The organism is Flavobacterium sp. KACC 22761 (assembly GCF_034058155.1).
Classification (GTDB): Bacteria; Bacteroidota; Bacteroidia; order Flavobacteriales; family Flavobacteriaceae; genus Flavobacterium.
In genome coordinates, this window is sequence record NZ_CP139148.1 from 4,885,377 (window position 1) to 4,908,741 (window position 23,365).

At 33.4% G+C, this 23,365-nt stretch carries 19 protein-coding genes and 1 other RNA gene; 8 read left to right on the forward strand and 12 right to left on the reverse strand.

Annotated features, from left to right (window positions below):
* Positions 1–55: 55 nt before the first annotated feature.
* Positions 56–1,636, reverse strand: a complete 1,581-nt coding sequence (locus tag SCB73_RS20515; RefSeq protein ID WP_320568034.1) for a RagB/SusD family nutrient uptake outer membrane protein — start codon at positions 1,634–1,636, stop codon at positions 56–58.
* 11 nt (positions 1,637–1,647) lie between these two features.
* Positions 1,648–4,677: a SusC/RagA family TonB-linked outer membrane protein gene (locus tag SCB73_RS20520; RefSeq protein WP_320568035.1), complete on the reverse strand. Its 3,030-nt coding sequence runs from the start codon at positions 4,675–4,677 to the stop codon at positions 1,648–1,650.
* Between the two features lie 429 nt (positions 4,678–5,106).
* Here SCB73_RS20520 and SCB73_RS20525 point away from each other — a divergent pair, with 429 nt between their 5' ends.
* The 3 genes from SCB73_RS20525 (at position 5,107) to SCB73_RS20535 (ending at position 8,504) form a co-directional block, all read left to right on the forward strand.
* Positions 5,107–6,159: a sensor histidine kinase gene (locus tag SCB73_RS20525; protein WP_320568036.1), complete on the forward strand. Its 1,053-nt coding sequence runs from the start codon at positions 5,107–5,109 to the stop codon at positions 6,157–6,159.
* On the forward strand, positions 6,149–6,850 hold the full coding sequence (locus SCB73_RS20530; RefSeq protein WP_132988046.1) for a LytR/AlgR family response regulator transcription factor: 702 nt from the start codon (positions 6,149–6,151) through the stop codon (positions 6,848–6,850). Before SCB73_RS20525 ends, SCB73_RS20530 begins: the two co-directional genes overlap by 11 nt.
* 178 nt (positions 6,851–7,028) lie before the next feature.
* Positions 7,029–8,504 carry an MFS transporter gene (locus SCB73_RS20535; protein WP_320568037.1) on the forward strand — a complete coding sequence of 492 codons (1,476 nt, stop codon included), beginning with the start codon at positions 7,029–7,031 and terminating at the stop codon, positions 8,502–8,504.
* A gap of 109 nt (positions 8,505–8,613) precedes the next feature.
* Here SCB73_RS20535 and SCB73_RS20540 read toward each other — a convergent pair whose 3' ends face one another.
* The 6 genes from SCB73_RS20540 to ffs form a co-directional block, all read right to left on the reverse strand.
* Complete coding sequence (locus SCB73_RS20540; RefSeq protein WP_320568038.1) at positions 8,614–9,111, reverse strand: hypothetical protein; 498 nt, start codon at positions 9,109–9,111, stop codon at positions 8,614–8,616.
* A gap of 92 nt (positions 9,112–9,203) precedes the next feature.
* A complete protein-coding gene (gene fsa / locus SCB73_RS20545) occupies positions 9,204–9,860 on the reverse strand; it encodes a fructose-6-phosphate aldolase (RefSeq protein ID WP_115888487.1) in 657 nt (218 codons plus the stop codon).
* Between the two features lie 147 nt (positions 9,861–10,007).
* Positions 10,008–10,208, reverse strand: a complete 201-nt coding sequence (locus tag SCB73_RS20550) for a hypothetical protein (protein WP_320568039.1) — start codon at positions 10,206–10,208, stop codon at positions 10,008–10,010.
* A 5-nt stretch (positions 10,209–10,213) separates the two neighbouring features.
* Positions 10,214–11,017 carry an SDR family oxidoreductase gene (locus tag SCB73_RS20555; RefSeq protein WP_320568040.1) on the reverse strand — a complete coding sequence of 268 codons (804 nt, stop codon included), beginning with the start codon at positions 11,015–11,017 and terminating at the stop codon, positions 10,214–10,216.
* Positions 11,018–11,040: 23 nt separating this feature from the next.
* Positions 11,041–11,418, reverse strand: a complete 378-nt coding sequence (locus SCB73_RS20560) for a hypothetical protein (RefSeq protein ID WP_320568041.1) — start codon at positions 11,416–11,418, stop codon at positions 11,041–11,043.
* Positions 11,419–11,523: 105 nt separating this feature from the next.
* Positions 11,524–11,621: signal recognition particle sRNA small type (gene ffs / locus SCB73_RS20565), an RNA gene on the reverse strand.
* 88 nt (positions 11,622–11,709) lie between these two features.
* On the opposite strand from ffs, the gene SCB73_RS20570 reads away from it, so the two are divergent.
* A complete protein-coding gene (locus SCB73_RS20570) occupies positions 11,710–12,762 on the forward strand; it encodes a glutaminyl-peptide cyclotransferase (protein ID WP_320568042.1) in 1,053 nt (350 codons plus the stop codon).
* Positions 12,763–12,853: 91 nt separating this feature from the next.
* Entirely contained in the window at positions 12,854–14,092 is a 1,239-nt protein-coding gene (gene hutI / locus SCB73_RS20575) for an imidazolonepropionase (protein WP_320568043.1), read from the forward strand.
* Between the two features lie 75 nt (positions 14,093–14,167).
* Here the strand turns inward: hutI and SCB73_RS20580 are convergent, their stop codons facing one another.
* Positions 14,168–15,046 carry a hypothetical protein gene (locus SCB73_RS20580; protein WP_132988053.1) on the reverse strand — a complete coding sequence of 293 codons (879 nt, stop codon included), beginning with the start codon at positions 15,044–15,046 and terminating at the stop codon, positions 14,168–14,170.
* A 97-nt stretch (positions 15,047–15,143) separates the two neighbouring features.
* Here SCB73_RS20580 and SCB73_RS20585 point away from each other — a divergent pair, with 97 nt between their 5' ends.
* Together SCB73_RS20585 and SCB73_RS20590 are read left to right on the forward strand one after the other, a co-directional pair.
* A complete protein-coding gene (locus tag SCB73_RS20585) occupies positions 15,144–16,190 on the forward strand; it encodes a formimidoylglutamase (RefSeq protein WP_320568044.1) in 1,047 nt (348 codons plus the stop codon).
* 125 nt (positions 16,191–16,315) lie between these two features.
* Complete coding sequence (locus tag SCB73_RS20590; RefSeq protein ID WP_320568045.1) at positions 16,316–17,563, forward strand: DEAD/DEAH box helicase; 1,248 nt, start codon at positions 16,316–16,318, stop codon at positions 17,561–17,563.
* On the opposite strand, the gene SCB73_RS20595 is transcribed toward SCB73_RS20590, so the two are convergent.
* The 3 genes from SCB73_RS20595 to aroC all read right to left on the reverse strand — a co-directional run bounded on the left by SCB73_RS20595 (position 17,560) and on the right by aroC (position 22,275).
* Positions 17,560–19,746, reverse strand: a complete 2,187-nt coding sequence (locus tag SCB73_RS20595) for a response regulator (protein WP_320568046.1) — start codon at positions 19,744–19,746, stop codon at positions 17,560–17,562. The genes SCB73_RS20590 and SCB73_RS20595 overlap by 4 nt on opposite strands.
* Positions 19,747–19,880: 134 nt before the next feature.
* On the reverse strand, positions 19,881–21,164 hold the full coding sequence (locus tag SCB73_RS20600) for a dicarboxylate/amino acid:cation symporter (protein WP_320568047.1): 1,284 nt from the start codon (positions 21,162–21,164) through the stop codon (positions 19,881–19,883).
* A 52-nt stretch (positions 21,165–21,216) separates the two neighbouring features.
* Positions 21,217–22,275 (reverse strand): chorismate synthase, encoded by a 1,059-nt coding sequence (aroC, locus tag SCB73_RS20605; RefSeq protein ID WP_132988058.1) that lies wholly within the window; start codon positions 22,273–22,275, stop codon positions 21,217–21,219.
* 186 nt (positions 22,276–22,461) lie between these two features.
* On the opposite strand from aroC, the gene SCB73_RS20610 reads away from it, so the two are divergent.
* Entirely contained in the window at positions 22,462–23,286 is an 825-nt protein-coding gene (locus SCB73_RS20610; RefSeq protein WP_320568048.1) for a UDP-2,3-diacylglucosamine diphosphatase, read from the forward strand.
* The last annotated feature ends 79 nt before the right edge of the window (positions 23,287–23,365 follow it).

The following is a 23,365-nucleotide window of genomic DNA, read 5'->3' on the forward strand; positions in this document are numbered from 1 at the left end:
TTATACCACTTTTCATTACTAACCAAACTTAAATTCTTTTAACCTTAAAATTTTCTTAGAAATTAGGACCTGTAGTATCCCACCAAACTCTTGTTCCTCCATTATCTGGTCCTCCTAATTTTGCAACTCCTGAAGCAACACCGCCAGCGTTAGCTGCTTTCTCAGATGTAACATAATTAATTCTTCGAACACCAAATTGAGTAGTAATTGTTCCTCCACTGTAATTTTTAAGTACTGGGAAAAGTTTAGGATAACCTGTTCTTCTGTAATCAGACCAAGCTTCTTGTCCTTCTGGGAAACCAGCAATCCATTTTTGAGTAATGATTTTTTGTAGCTTAACTTCATTTGTTGCTGCAGCATCCCAAGCAACTGTAACATTATTTACAGCAGCTGAATTATTTTCTGGGAAATTAGGATCTACGTAAGCAATAGCAGTTTTTGTATTATCTGCAGTATAAGCCGCTGCTCCTGAAGCTCCTCTTTGATCAAATGAAGCTTTGATTCCTGCTTCATATAAAGCTTGAGCCGTTCCATTCATATTCCAACCTCTCAATGCTCCTTCTGCTCTTAAGAAATAAGCTTCAGCTGTAGTCATTAAAACAATTTCTTTAGATCTAACAACAGCACCTATTCCAGAAAAATCTTGGTGATCTCCTTTACCATTGATTGCAATACCTGTACGAACACCTTTGTATTGACCAGGAAATTGAGTTGAAGTATCAAAGTAAGTTGCAGTTCTAGGATCTTGGTAACCACCTAAAATAGATTCCATATCAGCTGACATACGAATATCTAACCAAGAACCACTAATTGTAGCAATTGGATTTGTGTAAACTGGAGATACAATTTTAAATAAATCTGCATTTGTTGTAAATACTCCGAATTTTTGAGCTACTGCTTTTTCAGCTTGAGTTTTAGCCAAAGCTGGATTAACTTTAACAATACGCATTGCAAGTCTTAAACGCAAAGTGTTTGCAAATTTCACCCAAGCTTTATAATCTCCACCATAAGCAGATAAATCTGTTGATGTAAAAGTTGAAGCCTCACCAGCATCTACTCTTTTTGTTAATTCAGTAACAGCAAAATCTAATTCGCTAAACATTTGATTGTACACCTCTTCTTGAGAATCGTAAGGAATTGTAGTTTCAGGCGAACCAAATTTAGAATAGATAATTGGTCCCCAAGTATCCGTAACTCTGTGCATTCCTTCAACTTTCAAAATCAATGAAAGTGCATAAAATTGATCGTATTTACCTTTTGATTTATTAGCGATATCATATGCATTAAACATTACATATTTATAAGCATAATCCCAGTTGAAAACATTCCAACCATCCACTAATGAATAAGTAGTATTGTTAATACCTCCGGCAAATCCTGTTGGGGTTGCCATATATCCAGACCAGATATCACAACTTAATCCTTGCTGTAATTGATAAACCCATTCTGGAGTCAATACTTGTATATTGTTGAACATTGGAGCGAAGCCTCCTTTAATGTTATTAAAATCTTGCTCTAACTCCTTTGGTGTAAAACCATTAGGATTAGTATTTATCTCTTCAAAATCACCTGTACAACCCACTGCGGTAAGTAATGAGATACAGATAGCTGCTTTTGCTATTTTATTTAGTTTCATTTTTTTTAAATTTAGAAAGTTACATTTAAATTAAGACCGATACTTCTCGTAGATGGCAAGCCATAAATATCAACTCCTTGAAGACCTTGACCAGTACTTAATGCAATATTTGGATCAAAAGGAGCATCTTTGTAGATAAAGAATAAGTTTCTAGCAATTAATGAAATACTTGCAGTATTGATAAAAGGTAATGTTTTAGGGTTAAAGTTATATCCGATAGAAACCTCTCTAACACTTACGTTTGTTGCTGAATAAACATATTCACCTGTAATACCTGCTCTACCACCAACTTGTGTATAGTAAGATTTAGCATCCATTGATGTAACTGCTGTTCCATCAGGTTTAACTGCATTAATTTTAACTCCACCTGCATTTCTAGCATCTCCAGAAGCTTTAGAAACTCCAAATGAATCATTTTGAGCTTCTGTCAAACTCATTACATCTCCACCAAAACGTCCGTCGATTAACACATTTGCGAAGAAAGGACCATATTTGAATGAGTTAGAGAAACCTAACATGAAATCAGGGTTTGAATTTCCTACTTCTTCAAAATCAGTTTTTTGGAAAGTTCCATCATCATTTAATAAAATTCTTCCTTGTGCATCTTTCTTGAAGTTAATACCTTCAATAACTCCATAAGGTCTTCCTTCGATTAAAGCATATCTATAGCTGTTTACTCCAGCCTCAGTCAAGTTAACTCTGTTTCCAATGTTATCAGGAAGCTCTTTAACTACGTTTTTATTGTGAGAATAGTTAATAGATGTATCCCAAGAAAATTTATCTCCTCTGATGATTCCAGCATTCAAAACAAGCTCTAAACCTTTATTTTGTATACTTCCTGCATTAAATCCGTAAAAGTCAACTCCTTCTTGATTTCCAACTGGCGCAACAACTTGTAAGTATTGGTTTTTTGTTTCTGAGTTATAATATGAAACCTCAAAACCTAATCTGTTATTAAACATTCTCCATTCAGTACCAAACTCAAATTCTGATTTTAACTCAGGTTTCAAAGTCGTTCCATTTTTTGGTCCTGCGCTAGGTTTTGGATCTGTAAAACCTGGTCTGTAGTAATATGTAGGAGTTGAAATGAAAGGATAAATATCATTACCAACTTGTGCATAAGTACCACGAACTTTACCAAAATTAATCCACTCTGGCATTGTAGCCATTTCACTGATAAGTGCAGTTACACCCACAGATGGATAAAAATAGCTTGATGTTCCTGTATTTGCTAATGTAGATGACCAGTCGTTTCTTCCTGCAAGATCTAAGAATAACATATCTTTATATCCAAAAGTTGTAGCAGCAAAAACTGATTGTACTTCTCTTCTAGAATCGATTGTTTGGTAATTATTAGCATTGTTAACAAAATTAGCTAATGTGAACCAGTTAGCATAAGTTAATCCTGAACTAATTCCTGAATCTAAAATTGTTTTCTGGTTTGTCAATGTATTTGTAACACTTGTACCAATGTTTGCATTGAAACTGAAATCAGAACCGATTTTTGTATTAATTGTAGCGATTAAGTCAGCATAACGTTGTGTACTTAATGAATTCTCACTGATGTATCTACCATTAATATTTGACAGCGTACCTTGTGTTGTAGCAAATATTTTTTTATCGTATAAACTTGTAATTCTGTTATAGCTATAACGAGATGCTATTGTCAACCAGTTATTTGCTTTGTATGATAAAGATAATGCTCCATTGAAATAATCATTTTTGTCTTCAGATTTATTTCTGTTGATTGCCCAATATGGATTTTGCATAATATCTCTATTTGTCATCCAATTTTGCGCCATTAAATTTCTTGTTGGATCAAAAACTTCGTAGTTTTCTTTATATTCATTAAAGTCATTTCCTCTTGGCATTAAATAAACACCAGTAAGCGGGTTGAAGTAAAAACCATTTACAGGTTTGTTAGCAATAGTTTGCGAAGTATAATTTGCATTTGCTGCAAAAGTTAATTTGTCGTTTAAGAATTTAGCAGTTTGGCGAATACCAAAGTTGTTTTTCTTTAAACTGTTTCCAGGAATAACACCTGTTGCAGATGTATTTGCATAAGAAAACCCTGTTGAAGAACGCTCAGATCCAATAGAATAACCAACTGAAGTAATTTGAGTTGTTCCTGTACTAAAGAAATCTTTTACATAGTCGCTTGATTTTTGTTTAGCTCCCCATGATTCATCAGCACCTGCTGCAGCAATATAATCACTTTGAAATTTAGGCAAATAAGCTGCAGTTTCGAAAGTAGTTACAGATGAAGCTGAAATGTTAGCTTTACCTTCTTTAGCTTTTTTAGAAGAAAGCAAAATAACACCATTTGCACCTTGAGAACCATACAATACAGATGCAGCAGCACCTTTAAGAACCGTCATTCCTTCGTAATCATCTGGATTTACAAGAGATACAACATCTCCTCCATCACGGTTACCTCCAGATAAACTACCAAAAGTATCGTTTGGCTGACCTGAACCTGAATTTAACATTGGGATACCATCAATAACGTATAAAGGCTGGCTGTTTGAAACAGATGAGTTACCACGAATAAGAACTTTTGTAGAACCTCCAGTACCTCCTGAACTTTTTGTTACAGCAACACCGGCAATTTTACCAGCAATTGTATTGATAACGTTAGCATCTTTTACACGTACTAACTCATCTCCTTTAAGTTCCTGAGCCGCATAAGTCAATGATTTTCTAGTTTTCTTAATACCTAAAGAAGTTACCACAACTTCACTTAAAGCATTTGAAGCTCCACTAACCATTTTTACGTTAATAGTAGTAGCATCACCAACTACTATACTTTGTGTTTCAAGACCTACATAGCTAAAAACTAATGTTTGTCCTTTTTGTGCTTCGATTGTGTACAATCCATCAAAATCGGTAGTAGCTCCCTTTTGACTTCCTTGTATTAAAACAGAAGCCCCTGGCAACGGCATTCCGTCAGAACCTGTAATCACACCTTTAACATTTTTTACCTGAGCAAGCGAAACTTGCGCCGTAAAAACAATCATAAAGATTAAGAAAATTTTTTTCATGTTTATTTATTTTGTTAGTTATGACGTAAAATTATTCTTAAGGTATTGTTAAAAAAAATAAATTATACAAACAACATCCTTTTTTAAACGAACGACATAAAACAATCAATAATGCGTTTTCCGAAAACGTTTTCATATAAATTAAAATCATCATTTTCATTAAAACGTAACGTATTTAACAACAAAAAAACCATTTAACTAAGAAACTTAAATAATCACAAGTAACTTATAATCCGAGTATTAACAAAAAAAAATTACCAAGCAAAGCCTGCACTATTTACAATTTATGCTTTACGAAATCGTTCTTTAGAATAAAATATGCACCATTTTACTTTTTTGTGCTTTTTTTTATCAAAAGAATTGCGTTTTACCCAGTAATTGTTTAAAGTTGCACAATATTTAAATAAATATTAAACAATAGAAAATAAATTGAAAGAAATTCAAAAATTAAAGTTCAATATCAAGATTCAAAATCACATCTGGTTTTGGAGCATTTATTTTACTTTAAATTTTTTAAGATGGGGAGCGTACTTTAATGATTACCCTTATGCTTTCAAATCAAATTCGATTGAGTTTGCATTAGTTATTCCATTAGTATATTTCAATCTGTTTGTTTTGGTACCCCGATTTGTATTAAAACAAAAATACATCCTATATACGCTTTTGCTTCTGCTCAGTTTATTTGTAATGTATTTGTGCAAAACTGCCCTTACCTATTATATAATATCCGAAAATATATGGCCCGAAGCCAATCGAGAATATCATCCGTTTGAACTCAACCACATTGTAGCAGTTTGTATTGGAGAATTATACGTTCTGGCAATGGCATCATCTGTATATCTGACTTTAACCTGGCTCCGTGAACGTGAACGAAACAGATCCTTAAGAGAAAATCAATTCAAGATCAAATTAAAATACCTTGAAAATCAAATACAACCGCATTTTTTCTTCAATACCTTGAATAATCTATATGCATTATCTCTAGAATCTTCAGATAAGGTTCCAGATGTTATACTAAAATTATCCAATTTGATGGAATATGTTTTATATGATGTAAAAGGAACCAAGTTTGTTCCATTAATTAAAGAAATTGATTACATCCAGAATTACATCGAAATCGAAAAACTCCGATTTGAAAATGTTGAAGTCACTATAAATCTAGAATCTAATATTGAAGATGTTGTGGTACCTCCGCTAATTTTCATATCATTGGTAGAAAACGCTTTTAAACATGGCGGTCTAAACAATCCAAACCTTAAAATCAAAATCAATTGTAAAGTTATCGACAATAAATTGTTAGATTTTGAAATCCTAAATAATTTTGTAATTTCACAAAATCTTAATCTAAAAGGAGGAATTGGATTAATCAATACAAAAAAGAGATTGAAGTTAATTTACAAGAATAATTTTAGCTTAAAACAGGCCACAAAACTGAATTACTATATAATCCGTTTGCAAATACCTATTCGTAATGAAGATTAAATGCGTTTTGATCGACGATGAACCATTAGCTATCAAAGTTCTGCAAAATTACTTTACTAATTTTCCAGATTTTGAAGTTGTTGCTACATTCAATAATTCATTGGAGGCACTTGATTTTTTAAACAGCACGCCTGTTGATGCTGTTTTTTTAGATATCAATATGCCAATGATGACTGGATTTGAATTGATAAGCCTTATCGAGAACAAAACCAAAGTTATTATCACAACCGCTTTTAGGGAATTTGCCGCTGAGAGTTACGATCTCGATGTTTTGGACTATTTGGTAAAACCAATTCCGTTGCCAAGATTTATAAAATGTATTAATAAAATCACGACCGAATATAATCTTAAAAACAATATTAAAGTTGAAGCCACTAAGGGCGATTCACATATTTTTATCAAAGTCGATAAAAAGATGATGAAAATTAATATTGAAGAAATCCTTTTTGTCGAAGGAATGAAAGAATATATCAAAGTAGTTACTCCAGACAAGACCTACATCACACACAAATCCTTAACTTCTTTATCTGAAGAACTGCCAGCTGATCGCTTTTTACGCATCCATAAATCTTACGTAATAGCGCTAAACAAGGTAAAATCGATCGAAGGAAACCGTATTCAAATACAATCTTACACCATTCCTATCGGCAGAAACTACAGTAAGGATGTAAAAAACAAAATCCTGGAATAAATTTCATTGCATTTTTCCATTTTCTAACTAAGTTAAAACTAACACATTGTTGAAAAAATGATGTTGTTTGTTTAAATTTAACATTATTTGTGCCTTTTTATTTTTTTTTGCTATTCGTAACAAATATATTTACGGTCTTCAAAAAACACTATAATAAAAAATTAACCTTATTACAATTATGAGTTCAGAAAATGTACAGACCAAGTGGGGGCAATTTATCTCATTGATAATCGTCTTCTTCTTTTGGGGTTTTGTTGGTTCTGCCAATGACATCCTGATACCAGTTTTCAAAAAAGTATTTACTTTATCACAAGTACAGTCGCAATTAGTAGCCTGGGCTTTCTACGCCGCTTACTTTGTTGGATCAATTATCTTCTTTTTAGTGTCATTAAAAAGAGATGTTTTACAGCAATTCGGATACAAAAAAACCTTAGCTGCAGGATTAATCCTTTCTGCTGTTGGTTCATTCTTATTCGTTCCTGCTGCAACAATGCAAAGCTTCCCTTTCTTCTTAACAGCACTGTTTACGGTAGGTTTAGGATTTTCTATTCAACAAATTGTTGCAAATCCGCTTGCTATTAAAATGGGAAGCCCAGAAACTGGAGCGCACCGTTTAACTTTAGCTGGAGGTATCAACTCTTTCGGGACAACAATTGGAGCAATTTTATTAGGAATTGCACTTTTCGGAATGGGTGACAACAAAAAAACAAACCTTTCTTTAGAAGACATCAAATTGCCTTTTATCATTTTAGGCCTTGCTTTCATCGTAGTGGCAGTTTTCATGTATTTTTCTAAAATTGAAGATCCTGCAAAAATTGACGAGGAAGAAGCAATAATCGAACACAAACACGCTAAATTCAACATTCTTGATTATCCACAATTATATCTTGGAATGCTTGGAATTTTCATTTATGTAGGTACCGAGGTAACTATCATTAGTAATTTGCCAGCTTTATTGCACACAAAAGAATTTGGAAATATTTTAGAAGATGCTATTGCGCCATTTATCGCCTTATACTGGGGAAGTTTAATGATCGGGCGCTGGAATGGTGGTGTAAACGTTTTCAACACCTCTAACCTAGTAAATACAGCCTTAAAATTCATTGTTCCTGCTTTGGCATTTGGAGTAATCATTGGAGCTAACATTTTTGCAGCTCACGATGTTTCCACTTTCTATATTTACCCAATCTGGATCTTATTGTTTATTGCAGTAAGTTTTGTAGGAGGAAAAAATGCAGGAAAAACTTTGATGCTTTTTGGATTATCAGGAATCACAATGATGATTGCTGGATTAGTTTGGCCAGATCCATCAATTGCTAAATTCTTCTTTATTTCTGGAGGTTTATTCCTTTCTATCATGTGGCCATCGATCTTCGATTTAGCAATTGCAGGTTTAGGAAAAAACACCGGAAAAGCTTCATCTTTCTTGATTATGATGATTCTTGGAGGAGGAGTTATTCCATTAATCCAAGGTAGTATTTGTGATTTAGATATTACAAACCCAGGCGGAATTTTCGGAATTTCATATACACACTTCTCGTACGTAGTGCCACTTCTAGGCTTTGCATATCTAGCATTTTATGGTTTCTATTGCCCTAAAATCTTGAAAAAACAAGGTATCAACCACGTTGAAGGTGGCGGTGGAGGACACTAAGATTTAAAAAATACCAATAAAAAAAATCCAAATTCCAATTAAACCGGAATTTGGATTTTTTTTATTCAAAAGAAAACTTAAAACCTCAGCATCTCAGCCCTTAAGAATCTTATTTCGCATTAATAACATTATTCAAATTCTTCTTAAAAATAGCTCTATTTTGCTCTGAAATAGTGTAAACTACATCTTTATCGGCATGAACAATAACCTTTTGGATATTGGCCTCTAAAAGCTTTTTAGGATCTTTTATTTTTAAGGTGCAAGCTCCATCAAAAAAACCATCATCTTCAATAATTTTTCGCGCCTCAATAACGGTTCCGTCACTCAGCACAGCAGAAATTGTCATGGCATTATTAGGCGTTGAAGAATAAAATCCATCCATAACCAACATTAATCTGTAGGAGTTTTTCATTTCAGGCCCCTTAAATTCGTGGCGTGTAATATTGTAACGCAGGCCTTTTGCCATAACCGGAAATTTTACCGTGCAATCAAGCTCGTAAGTAGCTACGTCGCCAGCCTCATTAACACTCGTTAAAACTTTAGCTACTTGAGCATTTATTGACAAACTAGCAGCAAAAAACGAAACCAGAACCAGAATAATTTTCATAAGCTTTTATTTAAATTTGTTTACATAAAAATAAAAAAAAATCGTCTTTTTCAACAGAAAAAGACGATTTTATATTTATAAAAAGCTGATTATTACTTATTTCCCTTTTCAAAGTCAGCAACAAACTGTGCCAATCCTATATCAGTCAAAGGATGCTTCAATAATCCAGCAATTGCAGATAATGGTCCAGTCATAACATCAGCACCAATTTTTGCACAATTTACGATATGCATAGTGTGGCGCACAGAAGCAGCCAAAATTTGAGTTTCGTAACCGTAGTTGTCGTAGATTTCTCTAATTTCTTGAATCAAATTCAAACCATCAGTAGAAACATCATCTAAACGTCCAATAAAAGGAGAAACATAAGTTGCTCCCGCTTTAGCTGCCAATAAAGCTTGACCCGCAGAGAATACAAGAGTTACGTTTGTTTTGATTCCTTTATCAGAAAAATATTTTGCAGCCATAACACCTTCTTTGGTCATAGGCAATTTTACAACGATTTGATCGTGCAATTCAGCTAATTCTTCACCTTCTTTGATCATTCCATCATAATCAAGTGCATTTACCTCTGCACTTACATCACCTTCAACAAGATTACAGATATCAACATAATGCTTCAAAATGTTGTTTTTTCCGGTAATTCCTTCTTTTGCCATCAATGATGGATTAGTGGTTACACCATCTAAAACACCTAAAGCCTGCGCTTCTTTAATTTGAGCTAAGTTAGCTGTATCAATAAAAAATTTCATAATCTATATATTTATAATTGTGTGTTGAAAAATTCCGTGCAAAATTACGAAATCAATGCCAATAACAGTTTTAAAATTTAAAGCAATTTGTAAATTATATCAAAATTCACAAAATAATCACAAAAAGCGATAATTTTCAATTTTGAATTATCTTGAAGAACTATTTTTATTCAATTCTTTCAGTTCATCTCTAATTTCTTCAAGAACCCTCAAAGTGTCTTCTTTATAAGCTTCAGCATTATTTATCTTGTCGCTTACAGAACCAAGTAATTTACGAATGACGAACCAAATAAGCGTTAAAATTGAAACTCCAACAATAGCGGGTAAAAACTCATTAATTCTTTCCATAACATTTACAGTTTATAATGATTCATTAGCATTTTTTCATATACTTTATCCGGAAGTACACGTTTCAAAACAATCGAAAACTTTTGCATAAAAACCCCCACTTTATAATGCACATTTGGCTTTTTAGTCTGAATGATTTTATAAATAGCTTCGGCCATTTCATTTGGATTGCTTCCTGCATCAACATGCTCGTTCATTGTTGCTAAAGTATCACCATACACTTTTTCGTAAGCAGAACCTTTTATTACTGGCGCATGAAAACGCCCTGCGGCAATGTTGGTAGCAAAATCGCCTGGAGCAACATTTGTAATTTCAACTCCAAATTGCTTTACTTCCATCCTCAATCCTTCGGTAATCAATTCCAAAGCTCCTTTTGAAGCCGAATAAACACTTCTGTAAGGCAATCCCATATAAGCGGCAATAGAAGTAATATTTATAATCAGTCCTGATTTTTGTTCGCGCATTTGTGGTAAAACAGCTTTCATAACCTCGATTGGGCCAAAAAAGTTCGTTTCAAAATTATTTTTGATTTCTTCCATCGGAATTTCTTCCAAAGGTCCTGTAATTCCAACTCCAGCATTATTGATCACAATATCCAATCTTCCAGAAATTTCCAAAATTTTAGCCACAGCACTTTTTATTGAATCCGAATTTCTAACATCTAAAGCTACAAGCGGAAAAATAGAATTCAGCACTTTTTCTGGATTCCGGCTTGTTCCATAAACGACAAAACCTTTTTTATGCAAAAATTCACCAATTGATTTTCCAATCCCTGACGATCCTCCGGTAATCAAAACAACTTTATTCATTTTTTTTTAGTTATAGGTTTAATTTAATGGTCTAACCAATATTCAAATTTAAGTTTGGATTCTAATTCTTTTATCATTGTCGAATCTGTAATTTCTTTTGAAAAATCAACAATAATCTTATTAGGATCAATAGTAGAATATTCTACTAAATAATATTTATTCAATGTAAATTCACTGTTTTCTGGGCAACTTCCGCAACTATTTCTATAAGATTTACCATCAACATAATACTTCACAAATGCCTCAGTGGATTTTGGAAATTGCTTACAAAATGTATATTTACAAATTGTCTGCCCCTTATTAATTGCAATCTCTTTTCTATAATTTGAACCTGTAAAAAAAAGATATCCTAAACCTACAACCAGAACAATTAAAAATAATTTTGAAAGTTTTACACTCATATTAGTTTTTCAAATGCCCAAAAATAAAAAAATCTCCCCGAAGGAAGATTAGATTTATATGAATTCTAAAAAAGAATTTTTATAACGAAAAAAAAAAAAAAAAAAAAATGGCAAGCGACCTACATCGCACCGCTCAACCACGTACCCTTGCTATGTTCCCATCCTGGGGGAGTCTGCAGGAGCTGGTCGTGTAGGACTTGCCGGTGCAAATATACAATCTTTTTATATTTTTGCAAGAGCTTTGTTGCTATAAAAATATCGTTGTATATTGGCTTATTCAAATTTTAAACTATGAAAAAATATAACTTCCTAGCTGTCATTTTATTAGGAATCACATTTGTTGGATGTGGCGAAAAAAATAAAGGTGAAAATTCTTTATTTAATATTGATGATTCCGCTTTTCCGGCCCATTTTACCCAAAAAGAAGCGGTTTCGATTGGAGTTTTGAACCCAAAATCGAAAGAAATCGACAGTATTGCCTACTTTATTAATGACAAAAGAGTGGGAAGTACAAAAGGCGCAGAAAAATTCAAATTTGAGTTAAAAGATCAAAAACTGGGCTATCAATACTTGAAAGCAACTGTTTATTTTGAAGGAGATTCTTCGGATGCCACTAAAAGAATTGAACTAGTTTCGGATATTCAGCCAAAATTATTAAAATACAAAGTCGTAAATACGTATCCGCACGACAAAAAATCTTTTACAGAAGGTTTAGAGTTTTACAAAGACACTTTATATGAAAGTACAGGACAAAACGGAACTTCATATTTAAGAAAATATGACTATAAAACAGGAAAAGTCTTCAAACAGATCGATCTTGATTCGAAGTATTTCGGAGAAGGAATCACTTTCATTAATGGAAAATTATTCCAGTTGACATGGCAGGAAAAAACAGGCTTTATTTATAATGCCAACACTTTAAAACTTGAAAAAACTTTTGCTTACGACAAAGATATTGAAGGTTGGGGAATGACAAATGATGGAAAATACATTTATCAAACAGATAAAACAGAAAAAATTTGGAAAATGGATCCAGCTACACAAAAAATGATTGATTACATCAATGTTTATTCTGGTGAATCTAAAATAAAAGCAATCAATGAATTGGAATGGATTGACGGAAAAATCTATACAAACGTTTGGCTAAAAGATGCAATTGCAGTTGTAAATCCAACTTCTGGAGCCGTTGAAGGAATTTTAGATATGTCTGGCTTACGTAAGTTCATGAGCGACATTACTAAAGATGATGTTTTAAACGGAATTGCTTATAATCCTAAAACTAAAACCATTTTTGTAACTGGTAAAAACTGGAGCAAAATGTTTGAAATCACTGTTTCAGAATAAATCAAAATAAAACTCAAAACACAAATTTCACAGATTTCACGGATTACTTCGTGATAATTTGTGAAATTTGTGTTTTATAACAATATCAATAATGACAACATTAATCACAAACATACAAGAATTGCTTCAAGTACGCGAAATTTCAATTCCTAAAGTTTCAGGAGCTGAAATGGCAATGCTTCCCACAATAAAAAATGCTTTTTTAATTATAAAAGATAATTTGATTGAAGATTTTGGTTCAATGGAAAATCTTCCAACAATAAATGTCGATAAAATTATAGACGCAACAGGAAAAGTGGTTCTGCCAACTTGGTGCGATAGCCACACTCATATTGTTTATGCGGGAAACCGCGAACAGGAATTTGTAGATCGCATTAACGGACTTACATATGAAGAAATTGCTAATCGTGGCGGTGGGATTTTAAATTCGGCCAAAAAACTGAATGAAACTTCTGAAGAAGAAATCTATGAGCAATCAAAAGTTCGTTTAGAAGAAGTAATGTATTTAGGAACCGGCGCTGTCGAAATAAAATCAGGCTACGGATTAACGATTGAGGGCGAATTAAAAATGCTTCGTGTAATTAAAAAATTGGCCGAAAATTATCCAATTGCCATTAAAGCTACATTTTTGGGCGCTCATGCTTTTCCAACGCATTATAAAGAAAACAAAGCTGGCTATATCGATGAAATCATTACTAAAATGCTTCCTGAAATTGCCAAAGACAAATTAGCCGAATATATAGATGTATTTTGTGAAAGCGGTTATTTTTCGGTTGAAGAAACAGAAAAAATCATGCAAGCAGGAATTGATTTTGGCTTAAAGCCAAAAATTCATGTCAATCAATTCAATTCAATTGGAGGTATTCAATCTGGAGTTAAATTTAACGCACTTTCAGTAGATCATCTCGAAGTAATGAATCCAGAAGATATTGAGGCTTTAAAAGGGTCAGAAACAATGTCTGTCGCTTTGCCTTCATGTTCTTACTTCCTAAGCATTCCGTACACGCCAGCACGCGAAATGATCAAAGCTGGACTTCCATTGGCATTAGCCACAGATTTTAATCCTGGCTCTACTCCATCTGGAAATATGAATTTTGTCGTGGCAACAGCGTGCATCAAAATGAAAATGACACCAGAAGAAGCGATAAACGCAGCAACAATCAACGGTGCTTATGCAATGGGACTTTCAGAAACTCACGGAAGCATCACAAAAGGAAAAAAAGCAAATTTAATTCTGACAAAACCAATTTCTTCTTACTATCAAATTCCATACGCTTTCGGAAGCAATTTAATAGAAAGTGTTTTCTTAGAAGGAAAAATTTTAGAATAAAATTCCATAAAAAAAGGTCTGTGAAAACTCACAGACCTTTAATATCAAAGTGGTATTATTATCCCTGACGACAAATTATCTCAAACTGAAACTAGTTTTAGAAACTAATTCGTCATTATCAAAAACATTGATAAAATAAGTTCCTTTAGCAAAATCTTTACCTGGAAGATCCTCAGTTACATTTACAGTCTTATTTTCATATTTAACTGTCGTTTTGAAGCTGTACGTTAAAGAGTTATCGCCAAAACTTTCTGTTTTCTTTTCTCCTAAAACATTGTTTTTAGCATCAATAACCTGAACATAATATGTTTTGTCTCCAGATTTTGCAATTGAATTTTCAGCAATTGTAAAACTTACTTTCAACACATCAGCACGGCTTGCTTTATCTGTTTCAATTTGTTTTCCAGAGCTTTTCAATTTGTAAGCTGCAGTTTTTGTGTTCAAAATAGATAATTTAGAACCTTTTTCAACCGTTTTAGCAAGCTCTTCGTTTTGCCCAACTAATACTTCGTTGTATTTTTTAGATTCTCCCAAAACTACAATAGTACTATCTCTTTGAGTAGTTAAAACACCATTTTGTTTTTTCAGCTCGTCATTTTCAGCAACTAAAGTTTTCATTTTTGCTTGCATTGCCTGAACTTGAGATTTGTATTTAGAAACATCTCCTTTTGATTTATTCAAATCATCCATAAGAGCTACTACTTTATCTCTTTCCTGAATCAATTCATCAGACATTGAAGTATTTTCAGCAATTGCAGCATCATAAGTTGCTTTTAATTCTTGTAAATCCTTCATAACAGATTCTTTTTCTGTCATTGTAGTGGTAAGCTCAGTTTTAACCACTTCTGTATCAGAAGATAATTTAAAAATATACACTAAACTACCAATCAGTAGGACTGCTAAAACTGCGATTACCGCCTTTAGACTTGAGTTGTTGTTCTTTGGGTTTTCCATATTTAATAATTTTCTTTATTAACAAATTTAAGAATTAATATATCTTAATAACGTATGTTGACACAATTATATTATTTTTGGACAATATTTTTTTTATATGGAGAAATTAATTCCTTTTACTGTTAATGATTTAGCTAAAGTCACAAATCACCGAAGCGGCGAAATTAAATTCGGCGAGAAAATGATTGTCATTCCTAAAGAGGCTGACAAAGTAAAATTCTTGACTGAAAGTGAGGCTAAATATGTACTTTTAGGAATTCCTGAAGATATTGGCGTGCGCGCAAATTACGGTCGTCCAGGTACTGCATCGGCATGGGAAAATGCTATAAAAAGCATTGCCAATATTCAGCATAATCGTTTTTCAAAAGGAAGCCAGATCATTGTTTTAGGACAAATTAATGTTGCACAAGAAATGCGCGATGTCGAAAATCTTGACTTTAATGACATTGACGATCGCTCAAAACTAAGCCAGCTTGTTGAAAAAATTGACAAAGAGGTTTCACATATTATTTTTACCATTATAAAAGCAGGCAAAACTCCAATTATCATTGGCGGAGGCCACAATAATGCTTACGGAAATATCAAAGGTTCGGCTCTTGCCAAAGGAAAACCAATCAATGCGATAAACTTTGACGCTCATTCTGATTTTAGGATTCTAGAAGGACGCCATAGCGGAAACGGATTTTCATATGCCTATGAAGAAGGTTTTCTGAAAAAATATTTCATTTTTGGATTGCACGAAAATTACACTTCAAAAAGCGTTTTAGATATCATCAAAAAACTTGAAGATCGTGTACGCTATAATACGTATGATAGCGTAAATATCCGAAAAGAAAAAGATTTTAATAGGGAAATGATCATGGCATTAGAATTTATAAAAAATGATTCTTTTGGAATTGAAATCGATCTGGATGCGATTCCAAATATTGCCAGCAGTGCCATGACCATCAGTGGTTTCTCTGTAGAAGAACTGCGCCAGTTTGTTTCTTTCTTCGGACAACATAAAAATGCTACTTATTTGCATATTTGTGAAGGAGCGCCAGATTTAGCCGATTCTCCAAACAACAATTTGATTGGAAAATTGATTGGTTATTTAATTACCGATTTCATAAAAGCAAACAACGAAAAAGAAAAATCCAACTGAACTTCAACTGGCTTAAAACCACACATTTCCCAAATAATACAAGAATCAAATAAACATTTGATCGAATAAAGCTATCTTTGCACAGAATTTTTAGTTATTTAAACTAAATTCTTAACACTTAAGATATGTTATTCGAAGATTTATCACTTTCAAAAAGTATACAAAAAGCCGTATTTGAAGAAGGCTACCTAAATCCCACTCCAATTCAGGAACAATCTATTCCGATCATTTTATCAGGAAGAGATTTGATTGGTTGTGCGCAAACAGGTACAGGAAAAACAGCTGCATTTGCAATCCCAATCATACATCAGTTACACCGAATTGTAGGCTCATCAAAAAAAGCCAAACAAATTCGCGCACTTGTCGTTACGCCAACACGTGAACTTGCAGTGCAAATTGGAGAAAGTTTTGACACTTATGGCAAATACACCAATTTAACACAATTAACAATCTTTGGAGGCGTTTCGCAAAATCCACAAGTTGAAACCTTAAAAAAAGGAGTCGATATTTTGGTTGCAACTCCAGGAAGATTGCTTGATTTGCACAAACAAGGCTTTCTTGATTTTGACCATTTGCATACTTTGGTTTTAGACGAAGCCGATCAAATGCTGGATATGGGATTCATAAACGATGTAAAAAAGATTGTAAAGCTTACGCCAAAAAACCGTCAGACTTTATTATTCTCTGCAACAATGCCGATTGCTATTCGTGAATTGGCAGAAATGTTTTTGAAAGATCCAGAAAAAGTCGAAGTTTCGCCTGTTTCATCGACCGCAGAAAACGTAGAACAACGCATTTATTTTGTTGACAAAACCGAAAAAAGAAATTTGCTTTATCATTTGATCAAAGAAGAAAATTTATCCAATGTTTTGGTTTTTTCAAGAACAAAACATGGCGCTGATAATGTTGTAAAAGCGCTTCGCAAAAAAGATATTCCGGCAGAAGCCATTCACGGAGACAAATCGCAAAATGCAAGACAACGCGTCTTGGATGCTTTTAAAAACAAAGAAGTTGGCGTTCTAGTTGCTACCGATATTGCAGCACGAGGAATTGACATTGAGCAATTGCCGTATGTAATCAATTTTGATTTGCCTAATATTCCTGAAACTTACGTACACCGAATTGGTCGTACCGGACGCGCAGGAAATGGCGGAATTGCGATTTCTTTTTGCGGAAAAGATGAACATCCGTATTGGAAAGACATTCAAAAACTGATAAAAGTTGATGTAAAAGTAATTACTGAACATCCGTATCAATGGCATTCTGGAAGCCCTGAAGCAGGAGAAAAACCAAAAAATTCTAACAGAAGCGGAGGCGCTCACAAATCAAGAAAATCAAATACTTCTAAGAAAAATAAAAAACGCTGGTACTAACCAGCGTTTTTTGCTTCTTCAATCAAGTAACTAATAATCTTAAAGAGCTTAACAGGCTCAAAAGGCTTGATTATAATATCATTTATTCCAGATGAAATTGCCTCATCGGTTATTTCGTCTTTGTCAAAAGCCGTTAAAGCAACAATTGGTGTTTTTATATCTTGTAACCGAATTCTTTTACTGGTTTCAAAGCCGTTCATCAATGGCATATTGATATCCATCAAAATAAGATCGAAAGTTTCTTTTTCCAGAATCTCTAATGCCCCAAAACCATCATCTGCCACTATACAGATATAATTGTTTTTCTCAATAATTTTCTTCGTTACCAGCTGATTTATTCGATTATCTTCGACAATCAAAATTTTATGAACTTCATTTGAAGTCAAATCAACTTCAATCTCGTCAATTATCTTTTTCGTTTTCTCAGGATCATGCTCAAACGGAATCACAAATGAAAATGAAGTTCCTTGCCCTACCTCGCTTTCCAATGTAATTGTGCTTCCAAACAATCCCAGTAAACGCTTTACTATGCTCAAACCTAAACCGGTTCCTTGATAATCTTCATCTTTACGGCCTACTTGAACAAATTTTTCAAAAATTTTACTTTGATCTACAGTTGCAATCCCAACACCATTGTCTTTGATTAAAAAGTCTAGAAAATGATTTTTTCCCTCCGTTTTCAAAAGATCAACCTTTACTTCAACTTCTCCATTTTTTGTAAACTTCAAAGCATTGCTGACCAAGTTCATCAAAATTTGCGCAAGCCTTAACTTGTCGCCTATCAAATATTCAGGAATGTCAGGATCTATGTAAATATTTATTTTATTATTGTTTTTCTGAGACAAAAAAGAAAGCGAATTTTTGATCATCATAATTTCATCAGAAATATTAAATGTCAAATTTTCAAGTACGACTTTATTTTCTTCAATCTTGTTAATCTGCAAAATATCATTTACAAGAGAAAGCAAATATCTGGCAGAGAATTTCAGTGAACTTAAATGCTGGCTTCGTGACAACTCTTTATGCTCTTCTAAAAGCATATTCGTAATGCCTACCACACCATACAGCGGCGTACGCAATTCATGGCTTATAGTCGAAATAAACTGTGTTTTGAGCAGAGAGGCTTCCTCTGCAATTTCTTTAGCTTTAACAAGCTCTAAATTGTGTTTCTTTTTAAATCTGATGTTTTTGATCAATGTAATAATCAAAATGAGCAAGATCAACGAAATCAGCACAAACAAAATCACAATAATACGGGATTTTTTAAGGCTTTGATATTGCGAAATTTTCTCGTTTTCAATCTTGTCAATCTGTCGTTTATATTCATCAAGTTCGAGATTGAAACCGGCCGTAGATGCTTTTTTTAATTTTTCTTGATTGTATAATTCCTCCGTTATTTGATTATAAAGCGTCAGATTTTCATAAGCTTCCTTATATTTTTTGATTTTGAGTAAAAACTTGGAATATTCTAAATGTGCATACGACAAATCTGACTTTTCATCGCCGTTTTTTCCTGCTGCAATTGCGCTCAAAAAATAGGCATTTGCAGTATCATTTTCATTTTTGAAAGACGAATACATTCCGTTGAGCATATTCACAACAATTTCCGTCGATTCATCACCGTATTTCTCGATATTATTACCAACAAATTTTAAATAAGGATATCCTTCTTTAAATTTCCCAATATCAAAATAAGCCCAAGCAATATTGACATTGGTAAAATACACTTGGTCAATATCATTGATTTTCAAGCTGTAAGCTATTGATTTTTTATAATATGAAATTCCTTTATCAAATTGCTTTTTTTCAAAACAATAAATGTTCCCTAAATTATTGTGCAGACTATATTTTATTGAATCATTGTTTGTTTTATTAGCGTAAAATAAACTTTTATTGTAGAAAAAAATAGCTTTGTCAAACTCAGACAATTCGCTGTAATTGCCAGCAATTATTTTATACGATTTTGCTATTAAGGTGTTGTTTTTTATAGTTGTTGCATAATTTAGCGCAACTCGAGAAGTAATTAATGATTTTTCAAAATTTGAATCTTTAAAATCATCCCATGCTTGTTTGACAAGCTTATTTATTCTAGCCTCAGAAATAGCTTCAGACTGCGTGAATGCCGAACTGCAAACACAATTCAGAAAAAAGATTAAAAGAAAAAAAATCCGCATGCGGGGCATAAATGGCTAGTTTTCCCAAATATACACTTAAAAATAAAAAAAAGCTGTATTTAAAATAAAAATACAGCTTTCTTTAATTTTTGTTTATGCTTTAATCTGATAAAAATCAGTTAAATAAATCTGAATTCTGGTTTTTATTCCTCTAAACCAGCGTTTATTTCTTTATTGCCTTCCCATTGTCCAACAACAGAAGTTGCTAATGCATTGCCCAGTACGTTAGTCGCACTTCTGAACATATCACAGAAATGATCAATAGGCAAAATTAATGCAATTCCCTCAACAGGAATATCAAACATACCACATGTCGCTGCAACAACTACCAAACTTGCTCTTGGCACACCCGCAATTCCTTTACTAGTAAGCATCAAAACCAAAAGCATCACCATTTGCGTTGGAATATCTAAATGAACTCCGTAAAACTGAGCAATAAAGATACTGGCAAAAGTCATGTACATCATACTTCCATCCAAATTAAATGAATATCCAAGCGGCAACATGAACGAAACAATTTTATCCTTTACACCAAAATCCTCTAACTCTTCAGTCAATTTAGGAAAAACTGCTTCACTACTAGTGGTTCCAAAAGCAATCGCCAAAGGCCCAACAATACGTCTTAGCAATTCGGTCATTCTTCCTTTTAAGAAAATATAACCCACTCCAATCAAGACAACCCATAAAGTACTAATTCCAACTAAAAATGATCCAAAGAATTTAAAATAGGTAATTACTAATTCTTCAGCATCTCTAATGGCAAAAACTCCCGCAATGGCACCAAAAACTCCAATTGGAGCAAAGTTCATTACATAATTTACCATTTTCAAAACGATATGCGAAGCTTTGTCTAATGCATTAATCACAGGTTTTACAGGACTTCCGATAGACGCCGCAGCTAGTCCGAAAAAGATTGAAAATATTACAATCTGCAGGATTTCATTTGTTGCCATTGCTTCAAAAAGGCTTTTTGGCACAATATGCTCAACAAAATTCTCAACAGAAAGTGTTTTAGTTTTTCCTGTTACTTCTGCCGCCGCTGTCATATCAACGTGACCTAATTTCAAACCAACTCCTGGTTCAAGAATATTTACATAAAACAAACCGATCAGCAATGATATGAATGATGCTGTAAAAAACCATCCAAGGGCCTTTCCTCCAACTCTTCCAACCGTTTTGATATCACCAAGTTTAGCAATTCCCACTACTAAAGTAGTAAATACCAAAGGCGAAATAATCATTTGAACTAATCGAATAAAAATAGTTGCCAGCATTTTGATTTTGCTGCTGAAAGATTGTGCGCCTTCAGGAGAAAGTGTTCCATGTAATATAATCCCCAAAGTAGCCCCTAAGACCATTGCGACAATAATCTGAGCTGTTAATCCTGAAAGAAATGATTTTTTTTTAGTTTCTGTAACTTGTTGCATTAATTATTTGTTTTAAATTAAAATATTAAGACCCTCACTGTCTTAACTTTTATCAATATGTTTTGTTGATTAAATAAAAATCAGCCAAAACAATTGCGGCCATTGCCTCAACAATTGGCACCGCACGAGGTACAACACAAGGATCATGGCGTCCTTTGCCAGTCATTGGTGTAATATTTCCTTTATTATCTAATGAATCTTGAGTTTGCATAATTGTAGCAACTGGCTTGAAAGCCACTCTGAAATAGATATCCATTCCGTTGCTGATTCCTCCCTGAATTCCTCCAGAAAGATTTGTTTTTGTAGTTCCGTCAGGATTATACAAATCGTTGTGCTCGCTTCCTTTCATTTCTGATCCAGAAAAACCGCTTCCGTATTCAAAACCTTTTACGGCATTTATTGAAAGCATTGCTTTTCCTAATTCGGCGTGCAATTTATCAAAAACAGGCTCTCCTAATCCAACAGGAACATTTTGAATTACACATGAAACAACACCTCCAACCGTATCGCCTTGTTTGCGGATGTCACGAATATATTCTTCCATAATCGCAGCCGATTTCTCATCTGGACAACGAACTGGATTGCTTTCAATTTTCGAAAAATCTAAATCTTGATATGGTGTATCTAAATGAATTGGACCTACAGAAGAAACGTAAGCATTAATTTTAATTTCAGGAAGCATCTGTTTTGCGATTGCTCCAGCAACTACACGGCTTGCCGTTTCGCGCGCAGAACTTCTTCCTCCACCTCTGTAATCGCGAAAACCATATTTTTGGTCGTATACATAATCAGCGTGGCTTGGTCTATAATTATCTTTGATATGAGAGTAATCGTCAGATTTTTGATTGGTATTCGGAATAATAAAACCAATTGGAGTTCCTGTTGTTTTTCCTTCAAAAATTCCAGATAAAAACTGAACTGCATCTGGTTCTTTTCTTTGGGTTACAATTGCTGATTGTCCAGGTTTTCTTCGTGCCATTTCAACTTCAATTGCTTCAAAATCCAATTGAATCCCTGATGGACATCCATCAATAATACCGCCTAAAGCTTCACCGTGTGACTCGCCAAATGTTGTAACTCTATATAATGTGCCGTAGCTATTTCCTGCCATGTTTTTAGTTTTAGCAAATGTAAGTTTTATGAATTAAATTAAAAAATATAAAATTGTGATTATTAATTTAAGGTTAACGAGTTCAAAAATCATAATTTATTAAAATTGAAGCTTATTTGATAACCATTTGATAAAATAAATCCAGCGTTTGTTTCTTTTATTTGTTAAACTTCAAATCAAGAAAAATTGAAAAAGAGAAATGTTGAACTGGTTGTTATTTCAGACGTTCATTTGGGAACCTACGGAAGCCACGCCAAGGAACTAAACAACTATTTATCAAGCATAAAACCCAAAACACTTGTTTTAAACGGAGACATAATTGATGCTTGGCAATTCCGAAAATCCTATTTTCCAAAATCCCATTTAAGAGTGATTCAGCGTATCATCGGAATGGCTTCTAAAGGGACAAAAGTGTATTACATTACCGGAAATCACGATGAAATTCTTCGAAAATTCAGCGACATGAATATGGGAAATTTTTCATTAGTCGATAAATTAGTTCTCGAATTAGACGACAAAAAAGCTTGGATTTTTCACGGAGATGTTTTTGATGCTTCTGTTCAGCATTCAAAATGGATTGCAAAATTAGGAGGATTAGGTTATGATTATTTGATTCTTTCCAATCGTTTTGTCAACTGGTGTTTATCAAAATTAGGACGCGAGCCGTATTCCTTTTCTAAAAAAATCAAAGCCAGCGTTAAAAAAGCGGTAAAATTTATTTCAGATTTTGAAACTACGGCAACAGATTTGGCAATTGAAAAAAAATACGATTACGTCATCTGCGGGCATATTCACGAACCAAAAATCATTACCAAAGAAAACCGTCACGGATCAACTTTATATTTAAATTCTGGTGACTGGGTCGAAAACTTGACAGCCTTGGAATACCATAAAAAGCGTTGGAAATTATATTCTTATGCCGAAAGCAATTTTACTGAAGAAGAAAATCTATTCGAAATGGAAGATAATTTAACTTCACAATTATTGATTTCTATTATGAAAAAAAAATAATCTTCAACCTTGTAATTTTCAACCAAATAACCCGTACAACACCTTCAAACAAAGGTTTATTTCAAAAAAATGTAAATTA

Coding starts and splice junctions, on each gene's coding strand:
- fsa (WP_115888487.1), bottom strand. CDS start 9,860: ATGAAATTTTTTATTGATACAGCTAACTTAGCTCAAATTAAAGAAGCG.
- SCB73_RS20560 (WP_320568041.1), bottom strand. CDS start 11,418: ATGAGTGTAAAACTTTCAAAATTATTTTTAATTGTTCTGGTTGTAGGT.
- SCB73_RS20570 (WP_320568042.1), top strand. CDS start 11,710: ATGAAAAAATATAACTTCCTAGCTGTCATTTTATTAGGAATCACATTT.
- SCB73_RS20540 (WP_320568038.1), bottom strand. CDS start 9,111: ATGAAAATTATTCTGGTTCTGGTTTCGTTTTTTGCTGCTAGTTTGTCA.
- SCB73_RS20585 (WP_320568044.1), top strand. CDS start 15,144: ATGGAGAAATTAATTCCTTTTACTGTTAATGATTTAGCTAAAGTCACA.
- hutI (WP_320568043.1), top strand. CDS start 12,854: ATGACAACATTAATCACAAACATACAAGAATTGCTTCAAGTACGCGAA.
- SCB73_RS20515 (WP_320568034.1), bottom strand. CDS start 1,636: ATGAAACTAAATAAAATAGCAAAAGCAGCTATCTGTATCTCATTACTT.
- SCB73_RS20590 (WP_320568045.1), top strand. CDS start 16,316: ATGTTATTCGAAGATTTATCACTTTCAAAAAGTATACAAAAAGCCGTA.
- SCB73_RS20520 (WP_320568035.1), bottom strand. CDS start 4,677: ATGAAAAAAATTTTCTTAATCTTTATGATTGTTTTTACGGCGCAAGTT.
- SCB73_RS20530 (WP_132988046.1), top strand. CDS start 6,149: ATGAAGATTAAATGCGTTTTGATCGACGATGAACCATTAGCTATCAAA.
- SCB73_RS20600 (WP_320568047.1), bottom strand. CDS start 21,164: ATGCAACAAGTTACAGAAACTAAAAAAAAATCATTTCTTTCAGGATTA.
- SCB73_RS20550 (WP_320568039.1), bottom strand. CDS start 10,208: ATGGAAAGAATTAATGAGTTTTTACCCGCTATTGTTGGAGTTTCAATT.
- aroC (WP_132988058.1), bottom strand. CDS start 22,275: ATGGCAGGAAATAGCTACGGCACATTATATAGAGTTACAACATTTGGC.
- SCB73_RS20595 (WP_320568046.1), bottom strand. CDS start 19,746: ATGCCCCGCATGCGGATTTTTTTTCTTTTAATCTTTTTTCTGAATTGT.
- SCB73_RS20555 (WP_320568040.1), bottom strand. CDS start 11,017: ATGAATAAAGTTGTTTTGATTACCGGAGGATCGTCAGGGATTGGAAAA.
- SCB73_RS20535 (WP_320568037.1), top strand. CDS start 7,029: ATGAGTTCAGAAAATGTACAGACCAAGTGGGGGCAATTTATCTCATTG.
- SCB73_RS20580 (WP_132988053.1), bottom strand. CDS start 15,046: ATGGAAAACCCAAAGAACAACAACTCAAGTCTAAAGGCGGTAATCGCA.